This is a genomic window from Streptomyces sp. NBC_00316 (genome assembly GCF_036158715.1).
In the GTDB taxonomy this organism is placed as follows: domain Bacteria; phylum Actinomycetota; class Actinomycetes; order Streptomycetales; family Streptomycetaceae; genus Streptomyces.
Genome location: NZ_CP108023.1, coordinates 3,971,325 through 3,997,220, shown reverse-complemented (window position 1 = coordinate 3,997,220; position 25,896 = coordinate 3,971,325). Strand labels below are relative to the sequence as shown.

The window sequence follows — 25,896 nt, the reverse complement described above, 5'->3', positions numbered from 1 at the left end:
GTCGCCGGAGGGGCTGGTTCTGCGCCGCCGCCGGGTGACTTTCAGCCCTTCGCGCTGGCGTTGGACAAGGTGTTCGTCACATCGACGAACCCCTTCTTCTCCGCCACCAGCCGCCCCTCCCGCACCACCTGGAACGTCACCTTCCGGTTCACGATCCGCGGATACGCCGACGACCCCAGCATGTCGGCGTACCGCCATCGCAGCGGCGGTGTGAGGCCGCCGGTGTCCACCTGGATGCCCTGGTTCAGCGCGACCGTGAGCTTGCCCGCCGTGATCTGCGGCGCGTCGATCGTCTCGACGATCTTCTTCAGCACCGTGTAGGCGATCCATGTCGTCTGGACACCCGTGTCGTCCGGGTCGATCCGGTTGTCGCCGAAGGCGTGCTTGCGGATCGCGCCGCGCATCTCGTCCCAGCGGGGGTCCCCCGCGTCCGGGTACCAGCCGGTGATGTACGCCCCCTCGAACGGGCTCTCCCGCCCACCCGTGCGGTTGATCATCGGCTGGTCGACGCTGCCGAGCACGGAGGAGATCCGTACGTCCCCGTACGAGGCCTCGAGCCGGCGGAAGGAGTCGAAGAACGTCTCCGTGCGGTCCCCCAGCACCGCCGTCACGCACCCGCCGGACGTCCCGGCCCCCTGCAGTGCCTCCCCGGCCGCCTTGTCGTACGAGGTCGCCGCCTCGGCCGCCCGGACGTCCGACGGGGCGGGCCGGTGTGCCTCCTTGAGGCCGGTGTTGAGCAGCCATGCCTGGGTGTCGCCGCCCAGGGTGTCGGGCCGCACCACGGAGACCCGGTCGCAACCGCGCGCCAGCTGCTGGGCGTTGCCCGCGAGCAGTGCCGACTGGCCGCCGTTGACGGGGTACGAGTCGTAACTGCTGAACTCCTCCTCGGAGGCCCCGTAGCCGCCGATGTACGGGATCCCCGCGACCTCCAGCGGCGCCATGAAGGCCTGCCCGTGCCGACTGTACGAGCCGACCACCGCGACCGCCTTCTCCTTGACCGCCCGCCGGGCGCAGTTCGCCGCACCGACCGAGGTGTCCTCCTCGTTGCATCTGGTGACGAGCAGCTCGTGGCCGTCGATCCCGCCGTTGCCGTTCACCCAGCGCGCGTACGCCCGCGCCATGGCGGTCATGCCCGCCATGTTCGCCGTGTCGGGGCCGCTGGAGCCGTCGGGGGCCCAGGTCATGACGGTGATGGGCTCCCTGGAGTCCCCCGAGGCCCCAGGGAGCACACCGCAGCCGGTCATCAGCAAGGCCCCGGCCGCCGCACATGTGAGGAATTTGTAGGGGCGGGGGGAGGTGAGGCGTCGCCATCCGGTCATGGGCATGAACATTTCCGCCCCCGGGGTAACGCTGATGTGTGCTCCGCTCAACGCTCGGTGACGTACAGGTGAATTGCAGGGGGCGGTGCGGACCCGGAAGAGAGGAACGTACGATCGACAACCGTGCAGCAAGGTTCGGAGAACACTTCCCGTCGCGGCCGTCGCTCCTCCACCATGGGCGGCATGCCGCTCAATGACGTTCCTTGGTGGCGCTGGCGCAGCAATGTGCGCTCGGCGCTGCACATGCTCTCCGACCCCGTCTTCCACCACGAGTGCTGGCTCGCCGGCCGTGAAGGGTACGGCGACGTCACCGACGCCGTGTACCGCCTGGTCGAGGACACCTGGCTGGACAACTGGTCCGCCGAGAAGTACGTGGGGACGATATTCCGCGACTCCGGCGAGGCGGCCCTCGTCGATGTCGCCGTGCTGCGGGTGCTGCGCATCATGCACCAGGTCGGCGCGGACGCCCCCGTCTCCGGCTACCTGGAGCACCACGGCTGGCCGGAGGCCGTACGGGCCGCCCGTGAGGCGCATGTGCTGCTCGCCACGAACGACGGGGAGGATCCGGACGTTCCGCCGCGTTCGCTCGATGTGCTTCGCATCATGACCAGAACCGCCTGAACCGCGGGCGGTGTGGCACGCTACGGGCATGACCGCGCCGCAGCCTGCTGACATCACCTCCGAGCAGTACGTCCTCACTCTCTCGTGCCCGGACAAACAGGGCATCGTGCACGCCGTGTCGAGCTATCTCTTCATGACCGGCTGCAACATCGAGGACAGCCAGCAGTTCGGCGACCACGACACGGGTCTGTTCTTCATGCGTGTCCACTTCACGGCGGACACCCCGGTGAACGTGGAGAAGCTGCGGGCCAGCTTCGCCGCCATCGGCGACTCGTTCCGGATGGACTGGCAGATCCACCGGGCGTCGGAGCGGATGCGGGTCGTGCTGATGGTCAGCAAGTTCGGCCACTGCCTCAACGACCTGCTGTTCCGCTCCCGGATCGGGGCGCTGCCGGTCGAGATCGCGGCCGTCGTCTCCAACCACACGGACTTCGCCGAGCTCATCGGCTCGTACGGCGTTCCGTTCCGGCACATCCCGGTGACCAGGGAGACCAAGGCGGACGCGGAGGCGCAGCTGCTGGAGCTGGTCCGCGAGGAGAACGTCGAACTGGTCGTCCTCGCCCGCTACATGCAGGTCCTCTCGGACGATCTGTGCAAGCAGCTGAGCGGCCGCATCATCAACATCCACCACTCCTTCCTGCCGAGCTTCAAGGGCGCCAAGCCGTACCACCAGGCGCACGCCCGGGGTGTGAAGCTGATCGGTGCCACGGCGCACTATGTGACCGCCGACCTCGACGAGGGGCCGATCATCGAGCAGGAGGTCGAGCGGGTGGGACACGGCGTGACGCCGGACCAGCTGGTCGCCCTCGGGCGCGACGTGGAGTGCCAGGCGCTGGCCCGCGCGGTGAAGTGGCACGCGGAACGGCGCATCCTGCTCAACGGCCGCCGTACGGTGATCTTCTCCTGAGGGCGGTACGGCTCACAGGCGGCTGAGGGACGCCGCCGCGAACAGTACGTCGCGAATCGCCTCGCGGTCGCCCTCCTGGCCGGCGGCCGCCTCGACGGGTGACACATGCCCCGCGACGAGCTGGCAGAACTCGACGCCGTCCAGCGCCACCTGCGCGACCGTGTGATCGGGCGAGCCGAGCGCGGCCGGGGAGTCCAGCGCGATGTACCAGTTGCCGCCGCCCGAGCCCTCGATCTCCAGATGGAGCGAGCGGCCCGGCGATCCGGCCGTCACCAGGTGGCGTGCGGGCGCCGCGAGCCCGGCCCGGCGGCGTCCGGCGAGGGCGGCCGGGAGGAGCCGGGCCGCGAGGTCGATCATCCGGTGGAGATGGGCGGCGGACGGGGCCTCGTACGGATAGTCCACGGCGTCCGCGATGTCGCCGCCGTGCACCCAGCACTCGAAGGCCCGGTCCAGCAGGGAGTCCTGCAGCGGAAGGGCGAAGTCCCCGTACGAGACGGAGAGCCCGGCGACCCCGCGTCCTGCGAACGACACCGTGCGGATGAGGGCGTGGCTCTGCTCGCGCCAGGGCTCGCGGACGGCCCGGGTCGGCGGCCGCCGGGCGGCCGACCAGTACGCCTCGGTGCGCGCGGCCGGCGAGATCGGGAGGGCGGCGACGCCCGGAGCCGGGTCGCCCGGGCCCCGTCTGCCGACCCCGGCGGCAGCGCCGCCGCCGAGCGGATCGTCCAGGCCGAGGGCCGTGCTGACCAGGCCGTCGACGGTCATGAGATGGCCGATCACGCCGGCGACCGTCGTCTTCCGGTTGACCGCCCGCTCGCGCTCGAACCACTTCAGCCGCACCGGCGCATGCCATTCCGAGTCACGGATGTCGCGGAGCAGCGCATCGAGCCGGGCGGTCTCCGCGTCGTACGGAGCAGCCCAGTCCGGCACCGGGATGGTGGCGGGGCGACGGCTCAGACAGGCGTCGAGCACCCGGGAGCGCAGCATCGGGTCGAGGTCCAGACTGCCGTCGGTGTGCAGCAGGCCGACCGCGTCGCGCAGCCGCAGCGCTTCGTCGGCGCACGCGGCGCACTCGGTGAGGTGCGCCTCGACGGCTTCGGTCTCGTCCGCGGAACAGGCGGCCAGGGCCCACGCGCCGAGGAGGGACTTGAGGACGCGGTGGGGGAGCACCGGGGACTGCCGGGGCGCCGGCAGCGACGGCTCCGGGGCCGCCGGCCCGGGCTCCTCGGCCTCCGGTTCCGGTGCCGTCCCCTGCGGCGGGTCCACGCCCGGGGCGGGCGGCGGTACGGCGTCGAGGTCGAAGTCGTCCGCGGCGGCCCGCGGTCCCGGTATGCGCCGTACGCCCCGTACCTCGTCGTCGTGCCCGTTGCCGTCGCGTCCGTCCGCGTCGTCGCCCGCGCTCACAGGGCCCGTCCGTATCCGGGCGGCGAGAACCCTTCGAGGGGGCGGGTGTGGGCGGTGGACAGCAGCTGCAGCCCGAGCCGCAGGCGCCGGCGGGCCTCGTCCTCGGTCACCCCGAGGTCGGCCGCGGTCTGCCGGTAGTCCCTGCGCTGGATGTACGCGAGCTCCAGCGCGGCCCGCAGCGGTGCGGGCATGGAGGCGACGATGTAGTCGGCGCGGGCCGCGGCGGTGGCGCGCTGCACCCGCTCCTCCAGTTCCTGCCGGTCCGCGGTGTCGTCCGGCCCGTCGTCGTCGGCGGACTCGTCGTCGTAGTCCCGCGCGAACGGGGACGGCTGCGCACCGCGCAGGCGCTGCACGGACTGGCGGTGGGTGAGCCGGGCCACCCAGGACCGCATCGAACCCTGCTTGGGGTCGTACGCGTCGGGGTTCTCCCACACGTAGCCGAAGACCTCGCGGGTCACCAGGTCGGCGGCCGACTCGTCGTCGAGCATCCGGTGGGCCTGGCTGTGCACGAGCGAGGCGAAGCGGTCGTAGAGCTCGCCGAGGGCCGCCGCCTCGCCGCGTGCCAGCCGTTGCTGCATCCTGCGGTCCCAGCGGGGTGGTGTGTCTTTCGCCATAGGACCCCCAGCCCTGTGCCCTCGTCGCATCGAATGTAGTCGGCCATGCCGACCATGCACGTCTCTTTTCGGCAAGTGCGCCCCTGCTAACGCCCTGGATGGTAGGAAATGCGGCGCTCCAGGGCGTTGAAATCGGACCTCAAGTGATCATTTCTGCCTGAAATCGCCTGTGCCCTCCTCACCAGGTCGGTGTTTCATGGATGCGCGGTGGGGCAGCCGCGAGGAGGAACGAGTACTTCCGGATCGCCGGGATTCCTGGAACGAGAGGCCGGATCACGTGACTCTGAAGGTGGCCGAAACCGAGCAGGGCGTCTGGACCGTGCTGCACATATGCGGCGAACTGGACCTGGTGACGGCTCCGGTCGTCCGCCGGCACGTCCACGATGCGGTCGCCCTCGGGCGCCACGACGTGGTGCTCGACCTCTCCGAGGTGATGTTCTGCGACTCCAGCGGCGTCGGCGTACTGGTCGCCGCCCGCCGGCTGATGCGCTCCTGCGGGGGCCGGCTGCGGCTGATCCTGCCCGCCCGCGGCGCCGAGGAGGGCTCGCACGTCAACCGGGTGCTGGCCGCGCTCGGGGTACGCAGACTGTTCGCGGTGTTCCCCGACCGGTACGCGGCCGTCGACGAGAAAGCCCAGCCGCTCCCGGCCTGAAACGTGTCCGGAACTCGGTGTGAGTACCAGGTTGTCACACCGGCGGCGCGCGTAAGTGACACGTGACGCCGCTCGAAGTCGTACGCTCCCCGCATGGACAGCGCAGAGTACGAGCGCAAGATCGCCTTCCGTTTCGCCGCCTTCGACCAGGACGGCAACGGATACATCGATCGCGCCGATTTCAACGCCGCCGCGGCCCGTCTGCTCGCCGAGTTCGGCACGACGGCCCGCTGCGACAAGGGCCAGGCGCTCTACACCGGGGCCGAGGCATTCTGGCAGGGCATGGCGGGCATCGCCGACGTCGACGGGGACCAGCGAGTGACGCGTGAGGAGTTCGTGGGCGGGGCCGTGAAACGCCTGCGCGACAGCCCGGAGCGGTTCGCGGAGATCGCCCGCCCGTTCCTGCGCGCCGCGATCGCCGTGGCCGACAAGGACGACGACGGCGCGGCGTCGGTGCCGGCCGTGGAGCGGGCGCTGAAGGTGCTCGGTGCGAGCGCCGAGTCGGCGAGCCTGGCGGCCCGGAGCCTGGACACCGACCATGATGGCCGGATCGCCGAGGAGGACGCGGTGGCCGCGTTCGCCGTCTACTTCACGGTGATCGAACCCGACGCGTAAGCGCGCCACCGACCGGGCCGGGTGCGTGACCCTCTCGCCGGGGCCGCACCCGGTCCCACCTTCACCGGTCCGCGACCGCCTCCGCGAGGCGGTTGATGGGGTCGCCGTCGACCCGCTGCCCGGATCGCCCGGAGGGCCAGGTCGAGAACCCGTCGCCGGGCCGGCGGGGCACGACGTGCACATGCAGATGGGGTACGGACTGCTGCGAGCCCGGCCCGCTCGCGCTCAGGATGTTCACGCCCCCGGCGCCGAGCACCGACCGCATCGCCTCCGCGATCCGCTGCACCTGCGTCATCGTCTCCGCGAGCACGTCCGCCGGGGTGCCGAAGAGGTCCGCGTGGTGGGCCCTCGGGATGACGAGCGTGTGTCCCGGAGCGAGGGCGTCCAGCGGGGCGAACGCACAGACCACCGGCCCGCGGAAGACCCACCGTGCCGAGTCCTCCCGTATCAGGGTGCAGAAAACACAGTCCATGCCCCGGACCTTCGCAGCCGGTGAGCGACGGCGGCCACCCGTTTCCGTCAGGCGAACCGTTCCCGCAGCTTGTACTTGAGCACCTTCCGGAGCGTCTCGTTGCGCGGCAGCGCGTCCACCACCTCCAACTGCTCCGGCACCTTGTGCACCGCGAGCCCCTCCGCGCGCAGATATGCCGCGAGCGCCGCCAGCGACAGCGCCCCCGCCCCGGCCGGCTGCTCGACGACCGCACAGACGCGTTCCCCGCGCACCGCGTCCGGCAGACCGATCACCGCCGCGTCCGCCACGTCCGGGTGGCGGTGGAGGAGATCCTCGATCTCCTTGGCGGAGATGTTCTCGCCCTTGCGGATGATGATGTCCTTGAGGCGGCCGGTGAGGACCAGGTGGCCGCTCTCCCGGAGACGGCCGACGTCGCCGGTGACGAGGAAGCCGTCCCCGTCGAAGGCGTCCCGTGTCGCGTCCGCGTCCAGATAGCCCTGGCAGACGGCTTCCCCGCGCAGCCGTACCTCGCCTTCCGTGCCGTACGGCAGTGGTTTGCCGTCCTCGTCGGTGATCCGTATCTCCATGCCCTCGGGCGGCCTGCCCTCCGTCTCGGCGAGGTGCTCCACCGTGTCGTCCGGCGCGCCCATCGTGATCATGGGGACCTCGGTCATGCCGTAGCCGTGGGTGAGCTGGACGCCCATCTCCCGTACGACCGCGTGGTAGACCTCCGGCGGTTTCGGCGCCCCGCCGCCCGCCAGCAGCCGCAGGGTGGGGACCACCTTGACCGCGGGGTCCTTGCGCTGTTCGGTCAGGAACATCGAGTAGAACGCGGTCGAGCCGCCCGCGACCGTCACCCCGTGGCGCCGGTAGCCGTCCAGGGCGCCGGGCATGGCGAAGTGTTCGAAGAGAACCGCCGGGAAGCCGTAGAGCAGCAGCATCACGGTGTAGTCGGGCCCGGCGATATGGGCGAACGGAAACGCCATCGAGCCGACGTCGTCGGCCGACAGATGCAGCGCGTGGGCCAGACATGAGCCGCCCGCGATCAGGCTGCGGTCGGTGTGCAGGACCCCCTTCGGGTCGGAGGTCGTTCCCGAGGTCCAGTAGATCCAGCGCACCGCCGTGCCGTCGGTGGGCGGCGGCGGGAGCACCGCCGGGTCGGCGTCCGGCAGCCGTTCGTACGCCTCGAGGACCAGCAACGGACGGTCCAGCTCCGCTGCCAGCCGGTGTGCCATCGCCGTGTGGTCGAAGCCGCGCCAGGTGCCGGGTACGGCGAAGAAGCCCGCCTTCGACTCGCGCAGCGCGAACCCCGCCTCGCGGTCCCGGTAGAACGGGATGACGGGTGTCTGCACGGCCCCGATCCGGGTGAGGGCGAAGGAGAGCAGCGCCGTCTCCAGGCGGGTCGGCAGCTGCCAGGCGACGACGGAGCCGGGGCGCACCCCCAGCTCGTACAGCCCCGCTGCGACGCGCTCGCAGCGGTCGCGCAGATCGCCGAAGGTGAGGGTGCGGTCGTCCTGGATGAGGACGGGGCGGTCGGGGGTCAGTGCGGCGCGGCGCTCGATGAGCTCCCAGAAGGTGGCCGATGCGCCCAGGGCGTGTGCGGTCTCGTTCACTGCGTTCCCCGTTCCCTCATTGCTGACGGGTAGTCAGATCGTGCGCAGAGCGTAGAGCGCTGCGCCTTGTCGGTCCAGGGGCGCGGGACTAGCCTGGGGCCGGAACCAGATCTGACGGGTCATCAGATATGTAGCGGGCGGGGCTCGGACACGTGCCGTGCACGCCGAAGGGGACACCATGACGGAACTGCCTCGGATCGTCAGCGTCGACGACCATGTGATCGAACCGCCGCACCTCTTCTCGGCCTGGCTGCCCGCCAAGTACCGCGACCGCGGCCCGCAGCCGCTCACCGCGGGCATCGGCGAACTGGCTTACACGGGCGGCAAGTACGTCATCACGATGGATCCGGACGGGCCGCCGACCGACTGGTGGATCTACGAGGACCTGAAGTTCCCGTACAAGCGGAACATCGCCGCCGTCGGCTTCGACCGCGACGACATGACCCTGGAGGGGATCACCCGCGCCGAGATGCGCCGGGGCTGCTGGGATCCGGCCGAACGGCTCAAGGACATGGACCTCAACCATGTCGAGGCGTCGCTCTGCTTCCCCACCTTCCCCCGCTTCTGCGGGCAGACCTTCGCCGAGGCGCACGACAAGGAGGTCGCGCTCGCCTGCGTACGCGCCTACAACGACTGGATGGTCGAGGAGTGGTGCGGCGACAGCGGGGGCCGGCTGATTCCGCTGTGCCTCATTCCTCTGTGGGACGTCGGTCTCGCGGTCGCCGAGATCCGGCGAAACGCCGCACGCGGGGTGAAGGCGGTGACCTTCTCCGAGATCCCCACCCATCTCGGCCTGCCGTCCATCCACACCGGCTACTGGGACCCGTTCTTCGCGGTCTGCGAGGAGACCGGCACGGTCGTCAACATGCACATCGGGTCGAGTTCGCAGATGCCCGCCGCGTCACCGGACGCCCCGCCCGCCGTACAGGCCTCGCTCTCCTTCAACAACGCGATGGCCTCGATGATGGACTTCCTGTTCAGCGGGGTGCTGGTGCGGTTCCCGCAACTGAAACTCGCCTACAGCGAGGGCCAGATGGGGTGGATTCCGTACGCCCTGGAGCGCGCCGACGACGTGTGGGAGGAGCACCGCGCGTGGGGCGGGGTGCGCGATCTGATCCCCGAGCCGCCGTCGGCGTACTACTACCGGCAGATGTTCTGCTGCTTCTTCCGCGACAAGCACGGGGTCGCGTCGCTCGATGTGGTCGGGCGGGACAACGCCACGTTCGAGACCGACTACCCGCACGTCGACTCGACCTTCCCGCACACCAAGGAGGTCGCCCTCGACCACGTCAAGGGACTGGACGACGAGACCGTCTACAAACTGATGCGCGGAAACGCGATCCGGATGCTCGACCTCGACCTGGACAAGGACAGGTAGTGGACCTGTCGTGCACGCCGGAGGAGGAGGAGTTCCGGGCGCGGTTGCGGGAGTGGCTCGCCGCGGTGCTGCCCGGGCTGCCCGACAGGCCCCGCCCGGAGGACTGGCCGGGACGGCGGGCGTACGACACCGCCTGGCAGCGGATGCTGTACGACGCCGGGTACGCGGGCCTGCACTGGCCCGTCGACGCCGGCGGGCGGGGCGCCACCCCCACGCAGCATCTGATCTTCCTGGAGGAGACGGAGAAGGCCGGGGCGCCGTACGTCGGGGCGAACTTCGTCGGGCTGCTGCACGCCGGGCCGACGATCGCCGCCGAGGGCACGGCCGGCCAGCGGGCCCGCTGGCTGCCGCCGGTCCTGCGCGGCGACGAGATCTGGTGCCAGGGGTTCAGCGAACCGGAAGCCGGCTCCGACCTGGCCGCGCTGCGGACCCGGGCGGTCCGCGACGGCGACCACTACGTGGTGAGCGGCCAGAAGATCTGGACCTCGCACGCGGAGGTCGCCGACTGGTGCGAGCTGCTGGTGCGTACGGATCCGGCGGCGCCCAGGCACCGGGGGATCAGCTGGCTCGCGATGCGGATGGGCGCCCCCGGCGTCACCGTCCGCCCGCTGCGCACGCTCGCCGGGTCCACCGAATTCGCCGAGATGTTCCTCGACGAGGTGCGGGTGCCGGTCTCCCACCGGGTCGGCGCGGAGAACGACGGCTGGCGGGTCACCATGGTCACCCTCTCCTTCGAACGCGGAACGGCGTTCGTCGGTGAGGTCGTCGCCTGCCGCCGCACACTGGCCGCCCTGGCCGCCGAGGCCCGGGCGAACGGCCGCTGGGACGACCCGGTGCTGCGCAGGACGCTCGGCAGGCTGAACGCCGAGTTCCGGGCGCTGTGGCGGCTCACCCAGTGGAACGTAGGCGAGGCGCAGCGCAGCGGCGGCGTGCCCGGCACCGGCGGCTCGGTCTTCAAGCTGCGCTACTCGCAGGCCCGCCAGGAGCTGTACGACACGGCGGCCGAGGTGCTCGGCGCCGACGGAGCCGATCTGGACCGGGAGTGGGTCCTGGACCGGTTGACCTCGCTCTCGTACACGATTGCCGCGGGTACCTCGCAGATCCAGCAGAACATCGTCGCCGAGCGGATCCTCGGCCTGCCGAAGGGGCGCTGAGCGGACTGTGGACTTCCAGCTCTCGGACGACCAGCGGGCCCTGCGGGCGGGGGTACGGGACCTGCTCGCCGGCCGTTTCGGCAGGGACCGGATGCGGGCCGCGCTCGACGCCGGCACGGACGTCGACCGGGGCATGTGGGGGGAGCTCGGCGCGGCAGGGTTCTTCGCACTGCGGCTGCCGGAGGCGGCGGGCGGGGTGGGGCTGGGACTGCCCGAGTCGGTCCTGCTGCTCGAGGAGGCGGGGCGGGTGCTGCTGCCCGGACCGCTGGTGGCCACGCAGCTCGCCGCGGGTGCGGTGAAAGGGGCGGCCGAGGGCGGGTCGGTGGTCGCGGTACTGGACGAAGAGCGGCCGGTGGCCCATCTGGGCGCGGCGGACGCGCTGATCTCCCTGGCGGGAGAGGGGGTGCGGGTGCTGGAAGGGGATGCGCTGCGCACGCTCGTGCGGGACGCCCGTCCCGTACGGTCACTCGACCCGCTCACACCGCTGCACCGGGTGACGGCCCCGGCCGCGCTCGGGGACCCGGTGCCCGGAGCCGACGGGGCGCGGCTTCGGCTCGAAGGCGCCCTGCTGTCCGCCGCCGAGCAGCTCGGCAGCGCCATGCACACCACCGATATGGCCGTCCAACACGCCCGTGAGCGCAAGCAGTTCGGTGCACCGATCGGCTCCTTCCAGGCGGTCAAACACCTGTGCGCCCAGATGCTGGTACGCGCCGAACTGGCCCGTGCCGCCGTGTACGCGGCAGCCGTGACCGCGGACCCGGCCGAGATCGCGGGCGCCAAGCTGCTCGCCGACGAGGCGGCCGTCCGCAATGCGCGGGACTGCCTTCAGGTGCACGGCGGAATGGGCTTCACCTGGGAGGCGGACGTGCATCTGCACCTCAAGAGGGCCTGGCTGCGAGCCGGGCAGTGGCTGACGGCGGCCGAGGCGGAGGAGTTGCTCGCGGCCGATCTGGGCCGGTGTTGAGGGGCGGAGTGCCGACGGGCGCCGAGCGCATCCTGGTGACGGGAGAGGCCCCTGAGGTTCACGCTACGGAGTTACGCAGTGCAGTCGGTGAGCGTCGATACCGGCTTGTGTCCTTTGCGTGATTCGTCACACGCCGCAGTTGCCGTCGGCTCGGGTACGCTCCGTTGGATGCGAGTGGTTCTGGAACCAAGTGGTCCGGATGTTGCCGGTGTGGCGACTCCGGTCCGGCCGAGGTGCCCTGCTCGCGCTCAAGGAAGTGGCGCGGTGCCCGCCCGGGGAACGGTTCCCGAGGCCTCGGCGCGCTTCTGTTCGACTCCCCGCGACGCGCGTCGCACAGTATGCACCACGCGTACTCCTTCGCGCTGGAATATGCCCGAAGCGCTTGTTGCGGTGACTGTACGTCAACCATGCTGTCTCGTAAGGGAATCACGTTCCGTGATCCCGAGGAGGCGCGAGGCGATGTGTCCGCCGGTTCGGATGGTGTGAGCGGTGCAGGTGCTTCAGGTTCAGCTGGAGGTCGGGCCGGATCCCGCGGAAGTGGGGCGTGCCCGTAGATGGGCGCGGTCGAGGCTGGCCGGGTCCGGGATAAGGGACGACGAGCCGCTGGCCGAGACGCTCATCCTGCTGATCTCGGAACTGGTCACCAACGCGGTGGTCCACACCGGCTGTCCGGCGGTGCTGCGCATGCTGTTCGGCGCGACCGGCACGGCCGGGGCGGCCGGGACCGTACGGGTCGAGGTGGCCGACACCAGCTGCCGCCCGCCGCAGCAGAGGCACGCGGTGGACGAGGACACCGGTGGCCGGGGCCTGGAGCTGGTCGACGGACTCGCCGACCGCTGGGGCTGGCAGCCGGAGGGCGCCGGGAAGCAGATCTGGTGCGAGGTGGACCGGGGGGTGCCGGTGGTGCAGGTCCAGATGCAGGCCGGGGCGCATGACCAGGCCCGGTACGAGCCGTCGCCCGCAGCCGTCACCCCTCACGCGTGAATACGCCGGGCTCTCAGAGGACGGCCACCGGGGCCACCGGGGTGCCGGTGGCACCGACGAACGGTTCCGGCATCGCGGAGAGCAGGAAGCCGTAGTGCTTCGCCTCCGCACAGGCGGTGGACAGCCCTTCCAGATTCCAGTTCTGGCCCTGCAGCATGCCCATCTCGACCAGATCCAGCGCATGCACGCCCAGCCACAGATCCTCGATCTCCGGCGGGAAGATCTCGAACGTCAGCGTGTCATCGGCGACCGCGGCGACATCGCGCGCATGGAACCACTCGGGTGTCCGGACCGACAGACCCGGTGACGGATAGGCGTACGCCTGCTTGTCGCCCGCCAGATACACCTGGACCTGTCCGGTCCGTACGAGCACGATGTCACCGGCCCGGACCCGGACCCCGCCGAACTCCTCGGCCGCGTCCAGGTCTTCCGGGGTCACGGCGTGATCGCCGGGCAGCCGGTCCACGCCGTGGGCGCGCGCCACGTCCAGCAGCACGCCGCGGGAGACGAGGTGCCGGGGTGCGGCGATGGAGCTGAACTGCGCGCCGGCGTGCGCGGTGACGGTGCCGGCGGGGCGGCCGTTGTAGATCCTCCCGGAGTGCGAGACGTGCGTGAGCGCGTCCCAGTGGGTGGCCGCCTGCAGGCCGAGCGTCACGATGTCGTCGCTGGTGGCGACCGTGCCGGGACCGAAGAGCTCCTGGTTGATCTGGACCATGGCGTGCAGTGGATTCACCCGCCCGGGGATCAGCCCGCTCTGCACCCCGTCCTGCTGGAGGGGGAGCGCGAGAGGGATGCGCTGCCCGGTGCGGACGGTGGCCGCGGCATCCCGTACCACGGAGTCGGTGATCAGGTTGAGCGTGCCGATCTCGTCGTCCGCGCCCCAGCGCCCCCAGTTGTTCACGCGCTTGGCGATCTCGTGGAACTCGGCCGGCAGTGACATCGGGGCCTCCTGAATCCGTGGGTTGCCGGGTCTTGTGCTGACGGAGCCGACTGCCCGTAAAATCTAACGGTCCGTCAGAAACCGCGGGAAGGGGCCGGCATGGGGAACTTCTTGGCAGGCAAGGTGGTGGCCGTGACCGGTGCCGGCCGTGGCATCGGACGAGCGGTCGCGCTCGCCGCGGCGGCGGAGGGGGCCCGGGTCGTCGTCAACGACTACGGCGTCTCCGTCGAGGGCGGCGAACCGGGCAGCGAGGTGGCCGAGTCCGTCGTCAAGGAGATCGAGGCGGCGGGCGGCACGGCTGTCGCGGTCGCCGACGACATCTCCACGATGGCGGGCGGGCAGCGGATCGTGGACACGGCGCTGGCGGAGTTCGGCCGGATCGACGGCGTCGTGTGCGTGGCCGGGATCCTGCGCGAACGGATGCTGTTCAACATGTCCGAGGAGGAATGGGACCCGGTCGTGGCCACCCATCTGAAGGGCACCTTCACCGTCTTCCGGGCGGCCTCGGCGGTGATGCGGAAACAGGACGGCGGCGGCACGCTGATCGGCTTCACCAGCGGCAACCACCAGGGCAGCGTCGCCCAGGCCAACTACAGCGCCGCGAAGGGCGGAATCATCTCGCTCGTCCGCAGCGCGGCGCTCGGCCTGCACAAGTACGGCGTCACGGCGAACGCGGTGGCCCCGGTGGCCCGGACCCGGATGTCGGCGAACGTCCCGATGGAGCTGAAGGAGATCGGCGAACCGGAGGAGGTGGCGGCCCTGGTCGTCTACCTGCTCAGCGACCGGGCCCGCGCCGAGCGGATCACCGGGCAGGTCTACACGATCGCCGGTCCGAAGATCGCGGTCTGGGCCCAGCCGAGGGAGCTGCGCGCGGGGTACGCGGAGGGCTCCTGGACGCCGGAGCGGATCGCCGACTTCCTGCCGGGGACGGTGGGGGTGGATCCGATGCCGATGCTGGCGCGGCTGGAGGAGATGGCGGCTGCGGCGGCGAGAGGGGCACGGCCCAACGCGTGACCGGTGCCCGGCGACCGAGCCCGTCCGGTGACCGAGGACCGGGGGTTCGGGGGCGAAGCCCCGCTTCCGGAAGCGGGCGGGGGTGAGGTCCCGTGCAGCGGCCCCGCCCCGCACGCCCGACGATCCGCACGACCCCGAGGAGGGAACGTGGACTTCGCGTTCGACGTGGCGGACGACGCCTTCCGGCAGGAGGCCCGGTCCTGGCTGGAGGACCGTCGAGGACGGCCCTGTGCCGCCGAGGGCGGCCGCGCCTGGGAGCAGGAACTCGGCCGCGCCGGCTGGATCGGCCTCGGCTGGGACCCCGGGGAAACCGGCCACGGAAACCGGCACGCCACCCTCACCCGGCAGATCGTCTGGGCGGAGGAGTACGCCCGCGCCGGCGTCCCCGCCCGCGTCGGCCACATCGGCGAGAACCTCCTGGCCCCCATCCTCATCGCCCACGGCACGCGCGCCCAGAAGCAGCGCTTCCTCCCCGCCGTCGCCCGCGGCGAAGCGCTCTGGTGCCAGGGGTACAGCGAACCCGGCGCCGGCTCCGATCTCGCCGCGGTGCGGACCACCGCCGTACCGGACGGCGCCGGCCGGTACACCGTCACGGGCCAGAAGATCTGGACCTCGCTCGCCCGCGAAGCCGACTGGTGCTTCGTCCTCGCCCGCACGGAACCGGGCTCGCAGCGCCACCACGGGCTGTCGTTCCTGCTGGTGCCGATGGACCAGCCGGGCCGGGTCGAGGTGCGGCCGATCCGTCAGATGTCGGGGACGAGCGAGTTCAACGAGGTCTTCTTCGACGGCGCGGTCGCCGAGGAGGCCGTCGGCGGTGAGGGCAACGGCTGGACCGTCGCCATGGGACTGCTCGCCCTGGAGCGCGGTGTCTCCACCCTCGTCCAGCAGATCGGCTTCGCCGCCGAACTGGACCGTGTGGTCCGCACCGCCGTGGCCGGTGGTGCGGTCACCGACCCCGTACTGCGCGAACGGCTCGTGCGGCAGTGGGCCGAGCTGAAGACCATGCGCTGGAACGCCCTGCGCACCCTGGGCGGTTCCGGTGACGCGGGCGCCCCGAGCGTGGCGAAGCTCCTCTGGGGCGGCTGGCACAAACGCCTCGGCGAGCTCGCCGTGGAGGTCAGGGGCGCTGCCGCGGCCGTGGGGCCGGACGACTGGACGCCCACCGCACCGTACGAACTCGACGAGGCACAGCGCCTGTTCCTTTTCACCCGGTCCGACACCATCTACGGCGGCTCGGACGAGATCCAGCGGAACATCATCGCCGAGCGGGTGCTCGGCCTACCGAGGGAGCCGAGATGAGAGGCGTCGTCTTCGACGGCACACGGACCGAGGTCGTCGACGACCTGGAGATACGCGACCCGGGCCCCGGAGAGGTGCTGGTCGCGGTGGCCGCCGCGGGCCTGTGCCACAGTGACCTCTCGGTCGTGGACGGAACCATTCCGTTCCCGCTGCCGGTCGTGCTCGGGCACGAGGGCGCAGGCGTGGTGGAGGCGGTCGGCGCGGGCGTCACGCATGTCGCGCCCGGCGACCATGTCTCGCTGTCCACGCTGGCCAGCTGCGGCGCCTGCGCCCAGTGCGACCGGGGCAGGCCGACAATGTGCCGCAAGGCGATCGGCAGGCCCGGGCAGCCGTTCTCCCGGGGCGGCAAGCCGCTGTACCAGTTCGCGTCCAACTCGGCGTTCGCCGAACGGACCCTCGTCAAGGCCGTGCAGGCGGTGAGGATTCCCGCCGACATCCCGCTGACGTCCGCGGCCCTGATCGGCTGCGGTGTGCTGACGGGGGTCGGGGCCGTGCTCAACCGGGCGAAGGTCGACCGCGGCGACACGGTCGTCGTGATCGGCACCGGCGGCATCGGGCTCAATGTGATCCAGGGCGCGCGGATCGCGGGCGCACTGACGATCGTCGCGGTCGACGCCAACCCGGCGAAGGAGGCGGTGGCGCGGCAGTTCGGCGCGACACACTTCCTGCCCTCGGCGGAGGGCGTACGCGAGATCCTGCCGTCCGGCGCCGACCACGCCTTCGAGTGCGTGGGCCGCACGGAACTCATCCGGCAGGCGATCGACCTCCTGGACCGGCACGGCCAGGCGGTCCTGCTGGGTGTCCCGGCGGCGACGGCGGAGGCGTCGTTCCTCGTCTCGTCGATGTATCTGGACAAGTCGATCCTGGGGTGCCGGTACGGCTCCTCGCGTCCGCAGCGCGACATCGCGCTCTACGCGGACCTGTACCGGCAGGGCACGCTGCTGCTGGACGAACTGGTGACGGAGACCTACCCGGTGGAGGATTTCGAGAAGGCGGCGGACGACGCGCACCACGGGAGAGTGGCGCGCGGTGTGCTGGTCTTCTAGACCCCGGGCGCCGCATCCGCACCCTCACCGACTCCGCGCTCCCGCGCGGAACGTCCGCCGGTACACCGTCGGTGACACCCCCAGTGCCGCCTGCATGTGCTGGCGCAGTGACGTCGGTGTCCCGAACCCCGCGTCCCGCGCCACCTGGTCGACCGACAGATCCGTCGACTCCAGCAGTCCGCGGGCGCGTTCCACCCGCTGCTGGGTCAGCCACTGTCCGGGGCTGATCCCGACCTCGTCACGGAACCGGCGTGTGAACGTCCGGACGCTCATCGACTCCTGCTGCGCCATGTCGCGCAGCAGGATCGGCCGGTCGAGCCGGCCGAGCGCCCAGGCCCGCGCACCCGTCGTGGTCGCGGACCGGCGCTCGGGCACGGGGCGTTGGATGTACTGTGCCTGGCCGCCGTCCCGGTGCGGCGGTACGACCATGCGGCGGGCGACGTCGTTGGCGACGGCGGTGCCGTGGTCGCGGCGCACGATGTGCAGACAGAGGTCGATGCCGGCGGCGACGCCGGCCGAGGTGAGGATGTCCCCGTCGTCGATGAACAGCACGTCCGGATCGACCCGGACCCGCGGGAACAGTTGCTGGAAGTGGTCGGCGGACGACCAGTGCGTGGTGGCGGGGCGCCCGTCGAGACGCCCGGCGGCGGCGAGGACGTAACTGCCCGTGCAGATCGACACGAGCCGGGTGTCCGGCCTGATGTACGCGAACGCCACGGCGAGTTCGTCCGTCAGCCTGCCCTCGTCGTGGACCGGGCCGAGCTCGTAGGAGGCGGGGACGACGACCGTGTCGGCGGTGGCCAGTGCCTCGGGGCCCAGCGGGACCATGATGGTGAAGTCCGCGTCGGTGGTGACCGGCCCCGGAGGCCGGACGGAGCAGGTCACGACTTCGTACAGGTTCGGGTCCGGGTCGCCGGGATCGGCGCTCCGTGCCCCGCCGAAGATCCTTTGTGGGATGCCCAGTTCGAAGGGGAGCAGCCCGTCGAGGGCGAGGACGACGACGCGGTGCCGCATGGACGCGGGCCCCTTTCACCTCTCGGCCGTGGACAGGACCTAGTGGTATAGACCTTAAACTGATACATGTCACTGATGTGAAGGAAAAGTCAGCAGAGCACGCACACATTCCCGTTGGCCCTCCGGGTGCGGACCGCGAAGGCGTCCCCTCCCGGTCGCCCGCCCCGAACCGTACGGGTCCCTTGTCGCCCCGGGATGAAGGGTGGGACGGCGTCCGGCCGGGAGGTGAGCTCTGGAACCGCAACTTTCGGCTTTTCTTCATCGCCCGTACCGCCGCGCTCTTCGGCGACGGCATGATCCCCGTGGCGCTCACCGCGGGCCTGCTGGGCGCCGGCCGCCCGCACTCCTCCGTCGGTTTCGCGCTGGCCGCATGGATGGGCCCGCTGGCGCTGTTCGTGCTCTTCGGCGGCGTACTGGCGGACCGGTTCACCCCCCGCCGGATGATGATCATCGCCGACGCGCTGCGGCTGGTCGGGGCGTCCGTGCTGGCCGTCTCCTTCGCGACCGGCAACCCCCCGCTCTGGGCGGTGTACGCCCTGAGCGCGGTGGCCGGCGTCGGCGCCGCGCTCTTCCAGCCGGGCGTCGCATCGACGGTGCCCCGGGTGGCGCTGGACGTCCAGCGCGGCAACGCGGTGCTCCGGGTCTCCGAGGCGCTGATGACCATGGCGGGCCCGGCCTTCGCGGGAATGCTGGTCGGGCTGGCGAGCGCCGGGGCGGTGTACGCGGCGAACGCGTCGACGTTCGCGGTCTCCGGCGTCTGCCTCTTCCTGCTGAGGCTCGCCCCGATGCCGTCGGACGAGACGCACCGCGGCACGTTCGTCGCCGAACTGGTCGATGGCTGGCGGGAGTTCAGGGCGCGCAGCTGGTTGTGGGGTGTGATCGCGATCTGGACGGTGTACGGATTCACCGTGCTCGGCCCGATGCTCCCGCTGACCGCGGTCGAGGTCACCGAGGCGCACGGCTCGGGGACGTACGGCGTGATGATGGCGGTGAACGGCGCGGGCAGTGTGGTCGGCGGCCTGCTCGCCCTGCGGCTGAGACCGCGCCGTCCGCTCGCCGCGGGCGCGATCGCCCTGACCGGGGTCTGCCTGAACCTCGTGGTGCTGGGCCTCGGGATGCCGGTGTTCGCGCTGGGGGCAGGGCAGTTCGTGTCGGGCGCGGTGTTCGCGTTCTGGCTGGTGATGTGGTCGACGACGGTCCAGACGCACGTCCCGCCGGAGGCCCTGAACCGGCTCCACGCGTACGACGTGGCAGGCTCCCTGCTGATGCTGGCGGCGGGCCGGGCGCTGGCGGGACCGGTCGCGGACGCGGTGGGCGCACCGGAGGTGCTGCTCGCCGGAGCGGTGATCAACATGCTGGCGGTGGCGATGCTGCTGGCCGCCCGGCCGATCCGCCGGCTGGAGCGGATCGGGTGACGAGGGCTGCTGCCGGCGGGGCGGCGCTGACGGTCGTGCCCGGACACGGGGTCCGGGCGCGGGCGTGACGGGGACCGCTGCCGGACCCGATGTCTCCGGGGTTCGCGACCGCACCCCGCCCCCATGGCCCGATCCCTGCGAACAGTGTCCGTCGGGCCACTCGTCCGTGCGGCGGCCCGGACCGGATGCTGAGGAACGTGACCCAGACAATCGAGAACGCCGCCCGGGACGACGACCGGCAGGCCATCTCCGCAGCCCCCGGTCGGCCCTCGCGCCGACGCGTTCACCGCGCCTGGATCGTCGCCGTCGTCACCTTCGTGACGATCATCGGCGGCGCCGCTTTCAACTCCCTGCCCGGCCTGCTCATCGAACCGCTGAACACCGAGTTCGGCTGGTCCCGTGGGGAGATCGGGCTGGCCGTCTCGATCGACATGGCGCTGTACGGACTGACCGCGCCGTTCGCCGCCGCGCTGATGGACCGGTTCGGGATCCGCCGGGTGGTCGCCGTGGCCCTGTCCACGGTCGCGGCGGGGGCTCTGGCCAGTGTCTGGATGACGGCCGCCTGGCAGCTGATGATCTACTGGGGCCTGCTCGTGGGCCTGGGTACCGGTTCGATGGCGTTGGCCTTCTCGGCGACGGTCACCAACCGCTGGTTCGTCGCCAGGCGTGGCCTGGTCACCGGCATCCTCACCGCGGCCGGCGCCTCCGGCCAGCTGGTCTTCCTGCCGCTGTGCGCCTGGATCGTCGAGGAACACGGCTGGCGCCCGGCCTCGGTCACCGTCGCCCTGGCCGCACTCGTCGTCGTGCCGTTCGTCTGGCTCCTGATGCGCGACCACCCGGCCGATGTGGGCCTGGCCCCGTACGGCGGCGTATACGTGGAGAAGCCGGTGCCCGCGCGGGGGGCGGCGAGCCGCACCGTGCGCGTCCTGTTCGACGCCGCCCGCACCGGGCCGTTCTGGCTGCTCGCGGGCACGTTCGCGATCTGCGGCGCCTCGACCAACGGCCTGATCCGTACGCACTTCGTGCCGTCGGCCCACGACCACGGGATGCCCATCACCGCGGCCGCGTCGCTGCTGGCCGTCATCGGCGTCTTCGACATCATCGGCACGGTCTTCTCCGGCTGGCTCACCGACCGCTTCGACGCCCGCCGGCTCCTCGCCGTCTACTACGCACTGCGCGGCATCTCCCTGATGTTCCTGCCGATGCTGATGGCGCCGTCCGTGCACCCGCCGATGGTCTTCTTCATCGTCTTCTACGGCCTGGACTGGGTGGCCACGGTCCCGCCGACGCTGGCGCTGTGCCGAGAGCAGTACGGCGAGGACAGTGCGATCGTCTTCGGCTGGGTCCTCGCCTCCCACCAGGTGGGCGCGGCACTGGTGGCGTTCCTGGGCGGCGTGGCGCGCGATGCGTTCGGCTCGTACGACATGGTCTGGTACGCGGCGGGGGCGCTGTGCGCGACGGCGGCACTGATGGCACTGGTGATCCGGCGGCAGGCCCGGACCCCGGAGCCGGTGGCGCCGGCGGGCACCGGCTGAGGCGGCCGCCGGCCCGTCGGGGAAGATGCGGGCGGGAGGGTGCGGGCTGGACATCGACGGCTGTTCCTACGGCGCCGACGCCCCCGAGGACGGCCGGCGGATCAGTGGCACGGCGGACCGCCCGAAGCTCAGCCGGGAGTACGGCGACATCGACGCACCCGACTGGTACACGCTCACCCGCTGAAGCGCCCGAACGCCCCCCGGTGGAACAGCAGCGGGGCGTCCCCGTCCGCCGCCCCCAACGCCTCCACCCGCCCCACCACGATCAGATGGTCGCCGCCCGTGTGGACGGCCTGGATGCGGCAGTCGACCCAGGCGGGGACGGAGTCGAGCAGCGGCGACCCGGTCGCGGGAGCGGCCTCGTACGTCACCCCGGCGAACTTGTCGGCCCCGCTCACCGCGAACTGGCGGCACAGCGCGCCCTGTTCCGCGCCCAGGATGTTGACGCAGAACGCCCCGGCGTGGGCGATGCGCGGCCAGGTCGTCGAGGTGCGGGCGACCATGAAGGCGACCAGTGGCGGGTCGAGGGAGAGCGAAGCGAACGACTGGCAGGCGAACCCCGCCGGGCCGTCCGGGTCGTGAGCGGTCACGACGGTGACACCGGTCGCGAAGTGGCCGAGCACGCGCCGGAATTCGGCCGGATCGCCGGGCAGCCGTTCACCGTCGGCGACGGCCCGCAGATCGGGGCGCGGCAGCGGATCGACCGGCGCCGGGCCGGCGGTCGTGGCGGCGCCGACGGACCTGAGGTACCGGACGGCGGTGGCGGCCATGCCTGCGTGTCCCATCACATCCCCATTGAAACTGACGTTCCGTCAGATAGGAAGGGGTGATGTGGCCCGGATCGTCAGAGTCCCCGGTACTCCGGCGTGCGGCGTTCCACGAAGCTCGCCACGCCCTCACCGGCGTCCTGAGTCGTCATGTTGATCTCCTGGGCCATCGCCTCGGCGGCGAAGGCCGTCGCCCGGTCGGCGTCCAGGGACGCGTTGACCAGTTGCTTGGTGAGAGCGAGGGCGCGGGTCGGGCCGTCCGCCAGGCGCTGGGACCACTCCCGGGCCGCCGCCGTCAGTTCCCCGGCCGGGACCACCCGGTTGACCAGGCCCAGACGTTCCGCCTCCGCCGCGGTAAGCGCATCGCCGAAGAACATCAGCTCCTTGGCGCGCTGCGGTCCGATCAGGCGCGGAAGCAGATACGCACCGCCACCGTCCGGAACGAGGCCGCGGCGTACGAACACCTCGATGAACTTCGCCGAGTCGGCGGCCAGTACCAGGTCGCAGGCGAACGCCAGGTGCGCGCCGATGCCGGCCGCCGTCCCGTTGACGGCCGCGATCACCGGCTTCTCGCAGTCCAGGACCGCGGCGATCAGGCGCTGCGCGCCGAGCCGGATGGTGCGGGCCACGTCGCCGGCGATCCGCTCGCCGGCCGACGAACCGCCGCGCAGGTCGGCGCCCGCACAGAAGCCGCGACCGGTGGCGGTGAGGACGACGGCCCGGACCGAGGGGTCGGCGGAGGCGTCGGCGAGGAGCGCGATGAGGCGTTCGCGCTGGTCCCAGGTGACGGCGTTCATCACCTCGGGGCGGTTCAGCGTGATCCACGAGACACCGTCGTCAGTGGCGTGGAGCACCGATGAATCCACCGGTCCGGCCGGACCGGTGGGCCCGGTGGTGTCTTCGGGGGAGGACGGCATGAGGCGGCTCCTCGGCAGAGGGCGTGGTGGGCGGCGGGACCGGGACGGGACGGCCCGGGTGACCGGTGGGGCGGTGGCAGGCGCGGGGGCCGGTCAGTGGCAGACGGCGAGCGCGTCCAGCGCCACCGCGCCCTGCCCGCGCCCCAGCACCATCAGCGGGTTGATGTCCAGCTCGGCGAGGTCGTCGCCCAGCTCCAGCGCCATCCGCTGCACGCGCAGCACGACCTCGACGAGCGCGTCGACGTCCGCCGGCGGTCCGCCGCGTACACCCTCCAGAAGGGCCTGGCCGCGCAGTTCGCCGAGCATCGCCCGCGCCTGGTCCTCGCCGAACGGCGGCACCCGTACCGCCGCATCGTGCAGCACCTCGACGAGTACGCCGCCGAGGCCGACCGTCACCGTCGGCCCGAACAGCGCGTCGTGCGTGACGCCGAGCATCATTTCGACGCCCCGCTCGATCATCTGGCAGACCAGGACGCCGTCCAGTTCGACGCCTTCGTAGCGGGCGATGTCGGTCAGTTCGCGGTACGCGTCGCGGACCTGACTGGCGGACGTGAGCCCGACCTTGACCAGACCCAGCTCCGTCTTGTGGGCCAGCCGCGCCCCGGACGCCTTCATGACGACCGGGTAGCCGACCAGGCCCGCCGCCCGTACGGCCGCCGCCGCACTGGTGACCAGCTGCTCGCGCGGGACGCGGATGCCGTACGCCCGCAGCAGCTGTTTCGCCGCGTGCTCGCTCAGCTGGTGGCCCGGGCGCATCAGGGCCTGCGCCTTGCGGAACGAGGGCGACGGCGTGCGCGGCGCCTCGTCGAAGGGCGAGCGGTACGAGGCGGCGAGCCGGTGATGGTCCAGATAGGCCTTCACGGCGGAGATGCAGTTGCCGAAGGTGCGGAAGGTGACGACGCGGGACGAGCCGAGCAGCGTCGTGCGGTACGCGTCCTCCGTGCCGACCGGCGACCCCCACACCACGCACACCAGTTTGTCCGTGGTCTCCGCGGCGTCCACCAGGTCCTGCGCGAGCCGGTCGCTCATCGGGGGGAACGGGCCGGTGATCGGACAGATCAGCACGCCGACGTCCGGGTCGGCGAGGAGTGCGTCGATGATCTTCCGGCCGCGCCAGTCGCCGACCGGGTGCCCGCCGTTGTCGACCGGGTTCGCCACGTTCAGATAGCCGGGTATCCATGCGTGCAGCTCGCGCTGCTTCTCCTCGGACAGGGTGGGAAGCTTCAGCCCCGCACCGGTCGCCAGGTCCGAGAAGTGCGCACCCGTGCCGCCGGAGATCGAATACACGACGACCCCGTCGGCCTGCGGCTTCCGTGCGCGGGCCAGCAGGGCGGCGGTGTCCTGGAGTTCGTCGAGCCCGTCCACCCGGATGACGCCGAACTGCCGCATCGCCGCGTCCACCACCCGGTCGGCGCCGGTCAGCTTGCCGGTGTGTGACGCGGCCGTCCTGGCCCCCGTCTCCGTACGGCCCACCTTGACCGCCACGACCGGAACACCGGCCCGGGCCGCGCGGTCGGCGGCGAGCAGAAAGGAACGCCCGTCCTTGAGCCCTTCCACGTAGCAGGCGATGGCCCCGACCTCGGGACGCTGCGAGAAGTACGAGATGAAGTCGGCGGTCTCCAGATCGGCCTCGTTGCCCGTGGGCGCCCAGTGGGACACGCGTACGCCGAGCTCCTGGAGGGTGTAGACGGGGCGGCCCTGGTGGCCGGACTGGGTGATCAGGGCGATCGCCGGTCCGTCGAGGTCGTCCCGGAACGGCTCGAACGCGTTGAGGTTGGTGTTCGGCCCGAGCAGTCGCAGCCCCGACCGCTCCACCGCGGCCGCCAGCCGCGCCTGGGCGGCGGCGCCCTCTTCGCCGGTCTCGGCGAACCCGGAGGCGAAGGCGACTGCGAACTTCACCTTGGCCTGGCCGAGTTCCTCGATCACCGGGAGCGGGTCGCCGACCAGCAGTACCGCCAGATCGACCTGTTCCGGCAGGTCCGCGACGGAAGGCGAACAGGGCCGGCCGAAGACGGACTCCCTTGTGGGATGGACGGGATGCAGCCGCGCGCCGACGCGCTCGGCCCAGGCGATGAGCTTCCGGGTGATGCCGGTGTTGGGCCGGCCCTCGGTGTCGGACGCCCCGATGACGGCCACGGACCCGGGCCGGAAGAACCGGTCCAGGTCGGGCACGGCGGCGTGCAGCGGGCGGCCGCTGACGTCGAGGTCGCCTTCCGCGGCGGCCGCCGTCATGCTGTGGACGGCCGCGTGAGGCTCTTCGCCGCAGGCCACCACCCGGGCGCGGAAGTGTGTGGTGAGGGTGCCGTGAGTCGATCCGAGCATCGTTCCGCCCACTTCTGCTAGAGGTCCGTCGGGGTACCTGTACCCGGCCAGCCCGAAGCTGACGCTATGTCAGATTACTGAACTGACGTTCCGTCAGGAATGGGTGTGCAGATAAAGACCGACGACGGACTGCAGTGGGCAGGGGCGCACGGGAGGCCGCCGTGTGTCCTTGTGGGCGCCCGGACCCGGAAGAGGCGAGAAGGGCCTCCGGTCGCGGAGGCCCTTCGCCGGATGCCGGCGTGACTTGCGCGCCGACTACCAGGCCGGCACGCCCGCCGGCTGCCTCGTCGCGACGTTGATGCGGTTGAACATGTTGGTGATGCCGATCATGAGGGTCAGTGCCGCGAGCCCCCGCTCGTCGAAGTGGCCGGCCGCCGCGTCCCAGATGTCGTCCGGCACCGCGTCGCCCCGGTCGCTCAGCCGGGTCGCCGCCTCGGTGAGCGCCAGCGCCGCGCGCTCCTCGTCGGAGAAGTACGGCGCTTCGCGCCAGGCCGCCACGGTGAACAGCTTCTCGTCCGCAACGCCCGACCTGCGGGCGTTGCGGACCCCGTAGTCGACGCAGAAGCTGCAGCCGTTGATCTGGCTCGCCCGCAGGTGGACGAGTTCCAGTGTCGAGTCCGGGACGCCCTGGTTCCGGGTGGCCTTCAGGAGGTCCTGGATGGCGGGCATGGCCTCGGGGATGATGGCGGCAGGGCTCTTGATGCGTGCGTCCATGATGCTGCTCCTCGGATCTTCGGGGCCTGGGGTGACACCCGTTCGTCTTCGTCCTTCACAGCACTGACGGAACGCGTTGAGCGGATGTGACGGGCGCCGGGGATTTCCTTGCGGGGGCCGGAGCGGGCGCCCTCCCCGGTGTCCCTGAGGACGCGCAGGGGAGCGCCCGATCATCACCGGCCCCCCGGGAGCGGTGTGCGTGCGCCTGCCGAGCCCCGTTCCCGCCGGCCCGGCCTCGGG

Annotated in this window: 25 protein-coding genes; 14 read left to right on the top strand and 11 right to left on the bottom strand. The window is 71.6% G+C overall.

From position 1 onward, the window contains the following. Nucleotides 1-41: 41 nt before the first annotated feature. A complete protein-coding gene (locus tag OG878_RS17755) occupies nt 42-1,319 on the bottom strand; it encodes an ABC transporter substrate-binding protein (protein ID WP_328887686.1) in 1,278 nt (425 codons plus the stop codon). A 174-nt stretch (nt 1,320-1,493) separates the two neighbouring features. Between OG878_RS17755 and OG878_RS17750 the strand changes: the two genes are divergently transcribed. Next, the gene (locus OG878_RS17750) at nt 1,494-1,940 is read left to right on the top strand and encodes an SCO4402 family protein (protein WP_328891281.1); all 447 of its coding nucleotides are present in this window, start codon (nt 1,494-1,496) and stop codon (nt 1,938-1,940) included. A gap of 28 nt (nt 1,941-1,968) precedes the next feature. Further along, on the top strand, nt 1,969-2,847 hold the full coding sequence (gene purU / locus OG878_RS17745) for a formyltetrahydrofolate deformylase (protein ID WP_328887685.1): 879 nt from the start codon (nt 1,969-1,971) through the stop codon (nt 2,845-2,847). Nucleotides 2,848-2,859: 12 nt separating this feature from the next. Here the strand turns inward: purU and OG878_RS17740 are convergent, their stop codons facing one another. Both OG878_RS17740 and OG878_RS17735 read right to left on the bottom strand, forming a co-directional pair. After that, on the bottom strand, nt 2,860-4,248 hold the full coding sequence (locus OG878_RS17740) for a zf-HC2 domain-containing protein (protein ID WP_328887684.1): 1,389 nt from the start codon (nt 4,246-4,248) through the stop codon (nt 2,860-2,862). Then, a complete protein-coding gene (locus OG878_RS17735) occupies nt 4,245-4,862 on the bottom strand; it encodes an RNA polymerase sigma factor (RefSeq protein ID WP_328887683.1) in 618 nt (205 codons plus the stop codon). Before OG878_RS17735 ends, OG878_RS17740 begins: the two co-directional genes overlap by 4 nt. Nucleotides 4,863-5,139: 277 nt before the next feature. Here OG878_RS17735 and OG878_RS17730 point away from each other — a divergent pair, with 277 nt between their 5' ends. Both OG878_RS17730 and OG878_RS17725 read left to right on the top strand, forming a co-directional pair. Next, nucleotides 5,140-5,514, top strand: a complete 375-nt coding sequence (locus OG878_RS17730; RefSeq protein ID WP_328887682.1) for an STAS domain-containing protein — start codon at nt 5,140-5,142, stop codon at nt 5,512-5,514. 93 nt (nt 5,515-5,607) lie between these two features. Next, nucleotides 5,608-6,129 carry an EF-hand domain-containing protein gene (locus OG878_RS17725; RefSeq protein WP_277327722.1) on the top strand — a complete coding sequence of 174 codons (522 nt, stop codon included), beginning with the start codon at nt 5,608-5,610 and terminating at the stop codon, nt 6,127-6,129. Nucleotides 6,130-6,190: 61 nt separating this feature from the next. On the opposite strand, the gene OG878_RS17720 is transcribed toward OG878_RS17725, so the two are convergent. Together OG878_RS17720 and OG878_RS17715 are read right to left on the bottom strand one after the other, a co-directional pair. Then, nucleotides 6,191-6,601, bottom strand: coding sequence for an HIT family protein (locus OG878_RS17720; protein WP_328887681.1), 411 nt, complete (start codon nt 6,599-6,601; stop codon nt 6,191-6,193). Between the two features lie 47 nt (nt 6,602-6,648). Next, the gene (locus OG878_RS17715; protein ID WP_328887680.1) at nt 6,649-8,193 is read right to left on the bottom strand and encodes a class I adenylate-forming enzyme family protein; all 1,545 of its coding nucleotides are present in this window, start codon (nt 8,191-8,193) and stop codon (nt 6,649-6,651) included. 178 nt (nt 8,194-8,371) lie between these two features. Between OG878_RS17715 and OG878_RS17710 the strand changes: the two genes are divergently transcribed. The 4 genes from OG878_RS17710 to OG878_RS17695 all read left to right on the top strand — a co-directional run bounded on the left by OG878_RS17710 (nt 8,372) and on the right by OG878_RS17695 (nt 12,673). After that, nucleotides 8,372-9,571 (top strand): amidohydrolase family protein, encoded by a 1,200-nt coding sequence (locus OG878_RS17710; protein WP_328887679.1) that lies wholly within the window; start codon nt 8,372-8,374, stop codon nt 9,569-9,571. After that, the gene (locus tag OG878_RS17705) at nt 9,571-10,725 is read left to right on the top strand and encodes an acyl-CoA dehydrogenase (RefSeq protein ID WP_328887678.1); all 1,155 of its coding nucleotides are present in this window, start codon (nt 9,571-9,573) and stop codon (nt 10,723-10,725) included. The genes OG878_RS17710 and OG878_RS17705 overlap by 1 nt, the downstream gene beginning before the upstream one ends. Before the next feature lie 7 nt (nt 10,726-10,732). Further along, nucleotides 10,733-11,689, top strand: a complete 957-nt coding sequence (locus OG878_RS17700; RefSeq protein ID WP_328887677.1) for an acyl-CoA dehydrogenase family protein — start codon at nt 10,733-10,735, stop codon at nt 11,687-11,689. Nucleotides 11,690-12,178: 489 nt separating this feature from the next. Then, nucleotides 12,179-12,673 (top strand): ATP-binding protein, encoded by a 495-nt coding sequence (locus tag OG878_RS17695; protein WP_328887676.1) that lies wholly within the window; start codon nt 12,179-12,181, stop codon nt 12,671-12,673. A 13-nt stretch (nt 12,674-12,686) separates the two neighbouring features. Here OG878_RS17695 and OG878_RS17690 read toward each other — a convergent pair whose 3' ends face one another. Further along, entirely contained in the window at nt 12,687-13,613 is a 927-nt protein-coding gene (locus tag OG878_RS17690; protein ID WP_328887675.1) for a cyclase family protein, read from the bottom strand. A gap of 99 nt (nt 13,614-13,712) precedes the next feature. Between OG878_RS17690 and OG878_RS17685 the strand changes: the two genes are divergently transcribed. From OG878_RS17685 to OG878_RS17675, 3 genes are all read left to right on the top strand, one after another. Next, on the top strand, nt 13,713-14,627 hold the full coding sequence (locus OG878_RS17685; RefSeq protein WP_328887674.1) for an SDR family oxidoreductase: 915 nt from the start codon (nt 13,713-13,715) through the stop codon (nt 14,625-14,627). Nucleotides 14,628-14,774: 147 nt separating this feature from the next. Continuing rightward, nucleotides 14,775-15,926, top strand: a complete 1,152-nt coding sequence (locus OG878_RS17680) for an acyl-CoA dehydrogenase family protein (RefSeq protein WP_328887673.1) — start codon at nt 14,775-14,777, stop codon at nt 15,924-15,926. Further along, the gene (locus OG878_RS17675; protein WP_328887672.1) at nt 15,923-16,972 is read left to right on the top strand and encodes a Zn-dependent alcohol dehydrogenase; all 1,050 of its coding nucleotides are present in this window, start codon (nt 15,923-15,925) and stop codon (nt 16,970-16,972) included. Before OG878_RS17680 ends, OG878_RS17675 begins: the two co-directional genes overlap by 4 nt. Nucleotides 16,973-16,996: 24 nt before the next feature. On the opposite strand, the gene OG878_RS17670 is transcribed toward OG878_RS17675, so the two are convergent. Then, nucleotides 16,997-17,986: a GlxA family transcriptional regulator gene (locus OG878_RS17670; protein ID WP_328887671.1), complete on the bottom strand. Its 990-nt coding sequence runs from the start codon at nt 17,984-17,986 to the stop codon at nt 16,997-16,999. A gap of 107 nt (nt 17,987-18,093) precedes the next feature. Here OG878_RS17670 and OG878_RS17665 point away from each other — a divergent pair, with 107 nt between their 5' ends. The 3 genes from OG878_RS17665 (at nt 18,094) to OG878_RS17655 (ending at nt 21,120) form a co-directional block, all read left to right on the top strand. Continuing rightward, nucleotides 18,094-19,401, top strand: a complete 1,308-nt coding sequence (locus tag OG878_RS17665; RefSeq protein ID WP_443049257.1) for an MFS transporter — start codon at nt 18,094-18,096, stop codon at nt 19,399-19,401. A gap of 185 nt (nt 19,402-19,586) precedes the next feature. Continuing rightward, nucleotides 19,587-20,936: an MFS transporter gene (locus tag OG878_RS17660; protein ID WP_443049125.1), complete on the top strand. Its 1,350-nt coding sequence runs from the start codon at nt 19,587-19,589 to the stop codon at nt 20,934-20,936. Nucleotides 20,937-20,961: 25 nt separating this feature from the next. Beyond that, nucleotides 20,962-21,120, top strand: a complete 159-nt coding sequence (locus OG878_RS17655; RefSeq protein WP_328887668.1) for a hypothetical protein — start codon at nt 20,962-20,964, stop codon at nt 21,118-21,120. Here the strand turns inward: OG878_RS17655 and OG878_RS17650 are convergent. The 4 genes from OG878_RS17650 to OG878_RS17635 form a co-directional block, all read right to left on the bottom strand. Next, a complete protein-coding gene (locus tag OG878_RS17650; protein ID WP_328891280.1) occupies nt 21,110-21,706 on the bottom strand; it encodes a flavin reductase family protein in 597 nt (198 codons plus the stop codon). The genes OG878_RS17655 and OG878_RS17650 overlap by 11 nt on opposite strands. Before the next feature lie 74 nt (nt 21,707-21,780). Then, the gene (locus OG878_RS17645) at nt 21,781-22,620 is read right to left on the bottom strand and encodes an enoyl-CoA hydratase/isomerase family protein (protein ID WP_328887667.1); all 840 of its coding nucleotides are present in this window, start codon (nt 22,618-22,620) and stop codon (nt 21,781-21,783) included. Nucleotides 22,621-22,713: 93 nt separating this feature from the next. Further along, nucleotides 22,714-24,942, bottom strand: a complete 2,229-nt coding sequence (locus OG878_RS17640; RefSeq protein WP_328887666.1) for an acetate--CoA ligase family protein — start codon at nt 24,940-24,942, stop codon at nt 22,714-22,716. Nucleotides 24,943-25,197: 255 nt separating this feature from the next. After that, a complete protein-coding gene (locus OG878_RS17635; protein ID WP_328887665.1) occupies nt 25,198-25,656 on the bottom strand; it encodes a carboxymuconolactone decarboxylase family protein in 459 nt (152 codons plus the stop codon). Between the last annotated feature and the right edge of the window lie 240 nt (nt 25,657-25,896).

Excerpts from the sequence above, each read along its gene's own strand:
- OG878_RS17755 (WP_328887686.1), bottom strand. The coding sequence starts at position 1,319 with ATGACCGGATGGCGACGCCTCACCTCCCCCCGCCCCTACAAATTCCTC.
- OG878_RS17750 (WP_328891281.1), top strand. The coding sequence starts at position 1,494 with ATGGGCGGCATGCCGCTCAATGACGTTCCTTGGTGGCGCTGGCGCAGC.
- purU (WP_328887685.1), top strand. The coding sequence starts at position 1,969 with ATGACCGCGCCGCAGCCTGCTGACATCACCTCCGAGCAGTACGTCCTC.
- OG878_RS17735 (WP_328887683.1), bottom strand. The coding sequence starts at position 4,862 with ATGGCGAAAGACACACCACCCCGCTGGGACCGCAGGATGCAGCAACGG.
- OG878_RS17725 (WP_277327722.1), top strand. The coding sequence starts at position 5,608 with ATGGACAGCGCAGAGTACGAGCGCAAGATCGCCTTCCGTTTCGCCGCC.
- OG878_RS17720 (WP_328887681.1), bottom strand. The coding sequence starts at position 6,601 with ATGGACTGTGTTTTCTGCACCCTGATACGGGAGGACTCGGCACGGTGG.
- OG878_RS17710 (WP_328887679.1), top strand. The coding sequence starts at position 8,372 with ATGACGGAACTGCCTCGGATCGTCAGCGTCGACGACCATGTGATCGAA.
- OG878_RS17690 (WP_328887675.1), bottom strand. The coding sequence starts at position 13,613 with ATGTCACTGCCGGCCGAGTTCCACGAGATCGCCAAGCGCGTGAACAAC.
- OG878_RS17685 (WP_328887674.1), top strand. The coding sequence starts at position 13,713 with ATGGGGAACTTCTTGGCAGGCAAGGTGGTGGCCGTGACCGGTGCCGGC.
- OG878_RS17675 (WP_328887672.1), top strand. The coding sequence starts at position 15,923 with ATGAGAGGCGTCGTCTTCGACGGCACACGGACCGAGGTCGTCGACGAC.
- OG878_RS17670 (WP_328887671.1), bottom strand. The coding sequence starts at position 17,986 with ATGCGGCACCGCGTCGTCGTCCTCGCCCTCGACGGGCTGCTCCCCTTC.
- OG878_RS17660 (WP_443049125.1), top strand. The coding sequence starts at position 19,587 with ATGCTGAGGAACGTGACCCAGACAATCGAGAACGCCGCCCGGGACGAC.
- OG878_RS17655 (WP_328887668.1), top strand. The coding sequence starts at position 20,962 with ATGCGGGCGGGAGGGTGCGGGCTGGACATCGACGGCTGTTCCTACGGC.
- OG878_RS17650 (WP_328891280.1), bottom strand. The coding sequence starts at position 21,706 with ATGGCCGCCACCGCCGTCCGGTACCTCAGGTCCGTCGGCGCCGCCACG.
- OG878_RS17645 (WP_328887667.1), bottom strand. The coding sequence starts at position 22,620 with ATGCCGTCCTCCCCCGAAGACACCACCGGGCCCACCGGTCCGGCCGGA.
- OG878_RS17640 (WP_328887666.1), bottom strand. The coding sequence starts at position 24,942 with ATGCTCGGATCGACTCACGGCACCCTCACCACACACTTCCGCGCCCGG.
- OG878_RS17635 (WP_328887665.1), bottom strand. The coding sequence starts at position 25,656 with ATGGACGCACGCATCAAGAGCCCTGCCGCCATCATCCCCGAGGCCATG.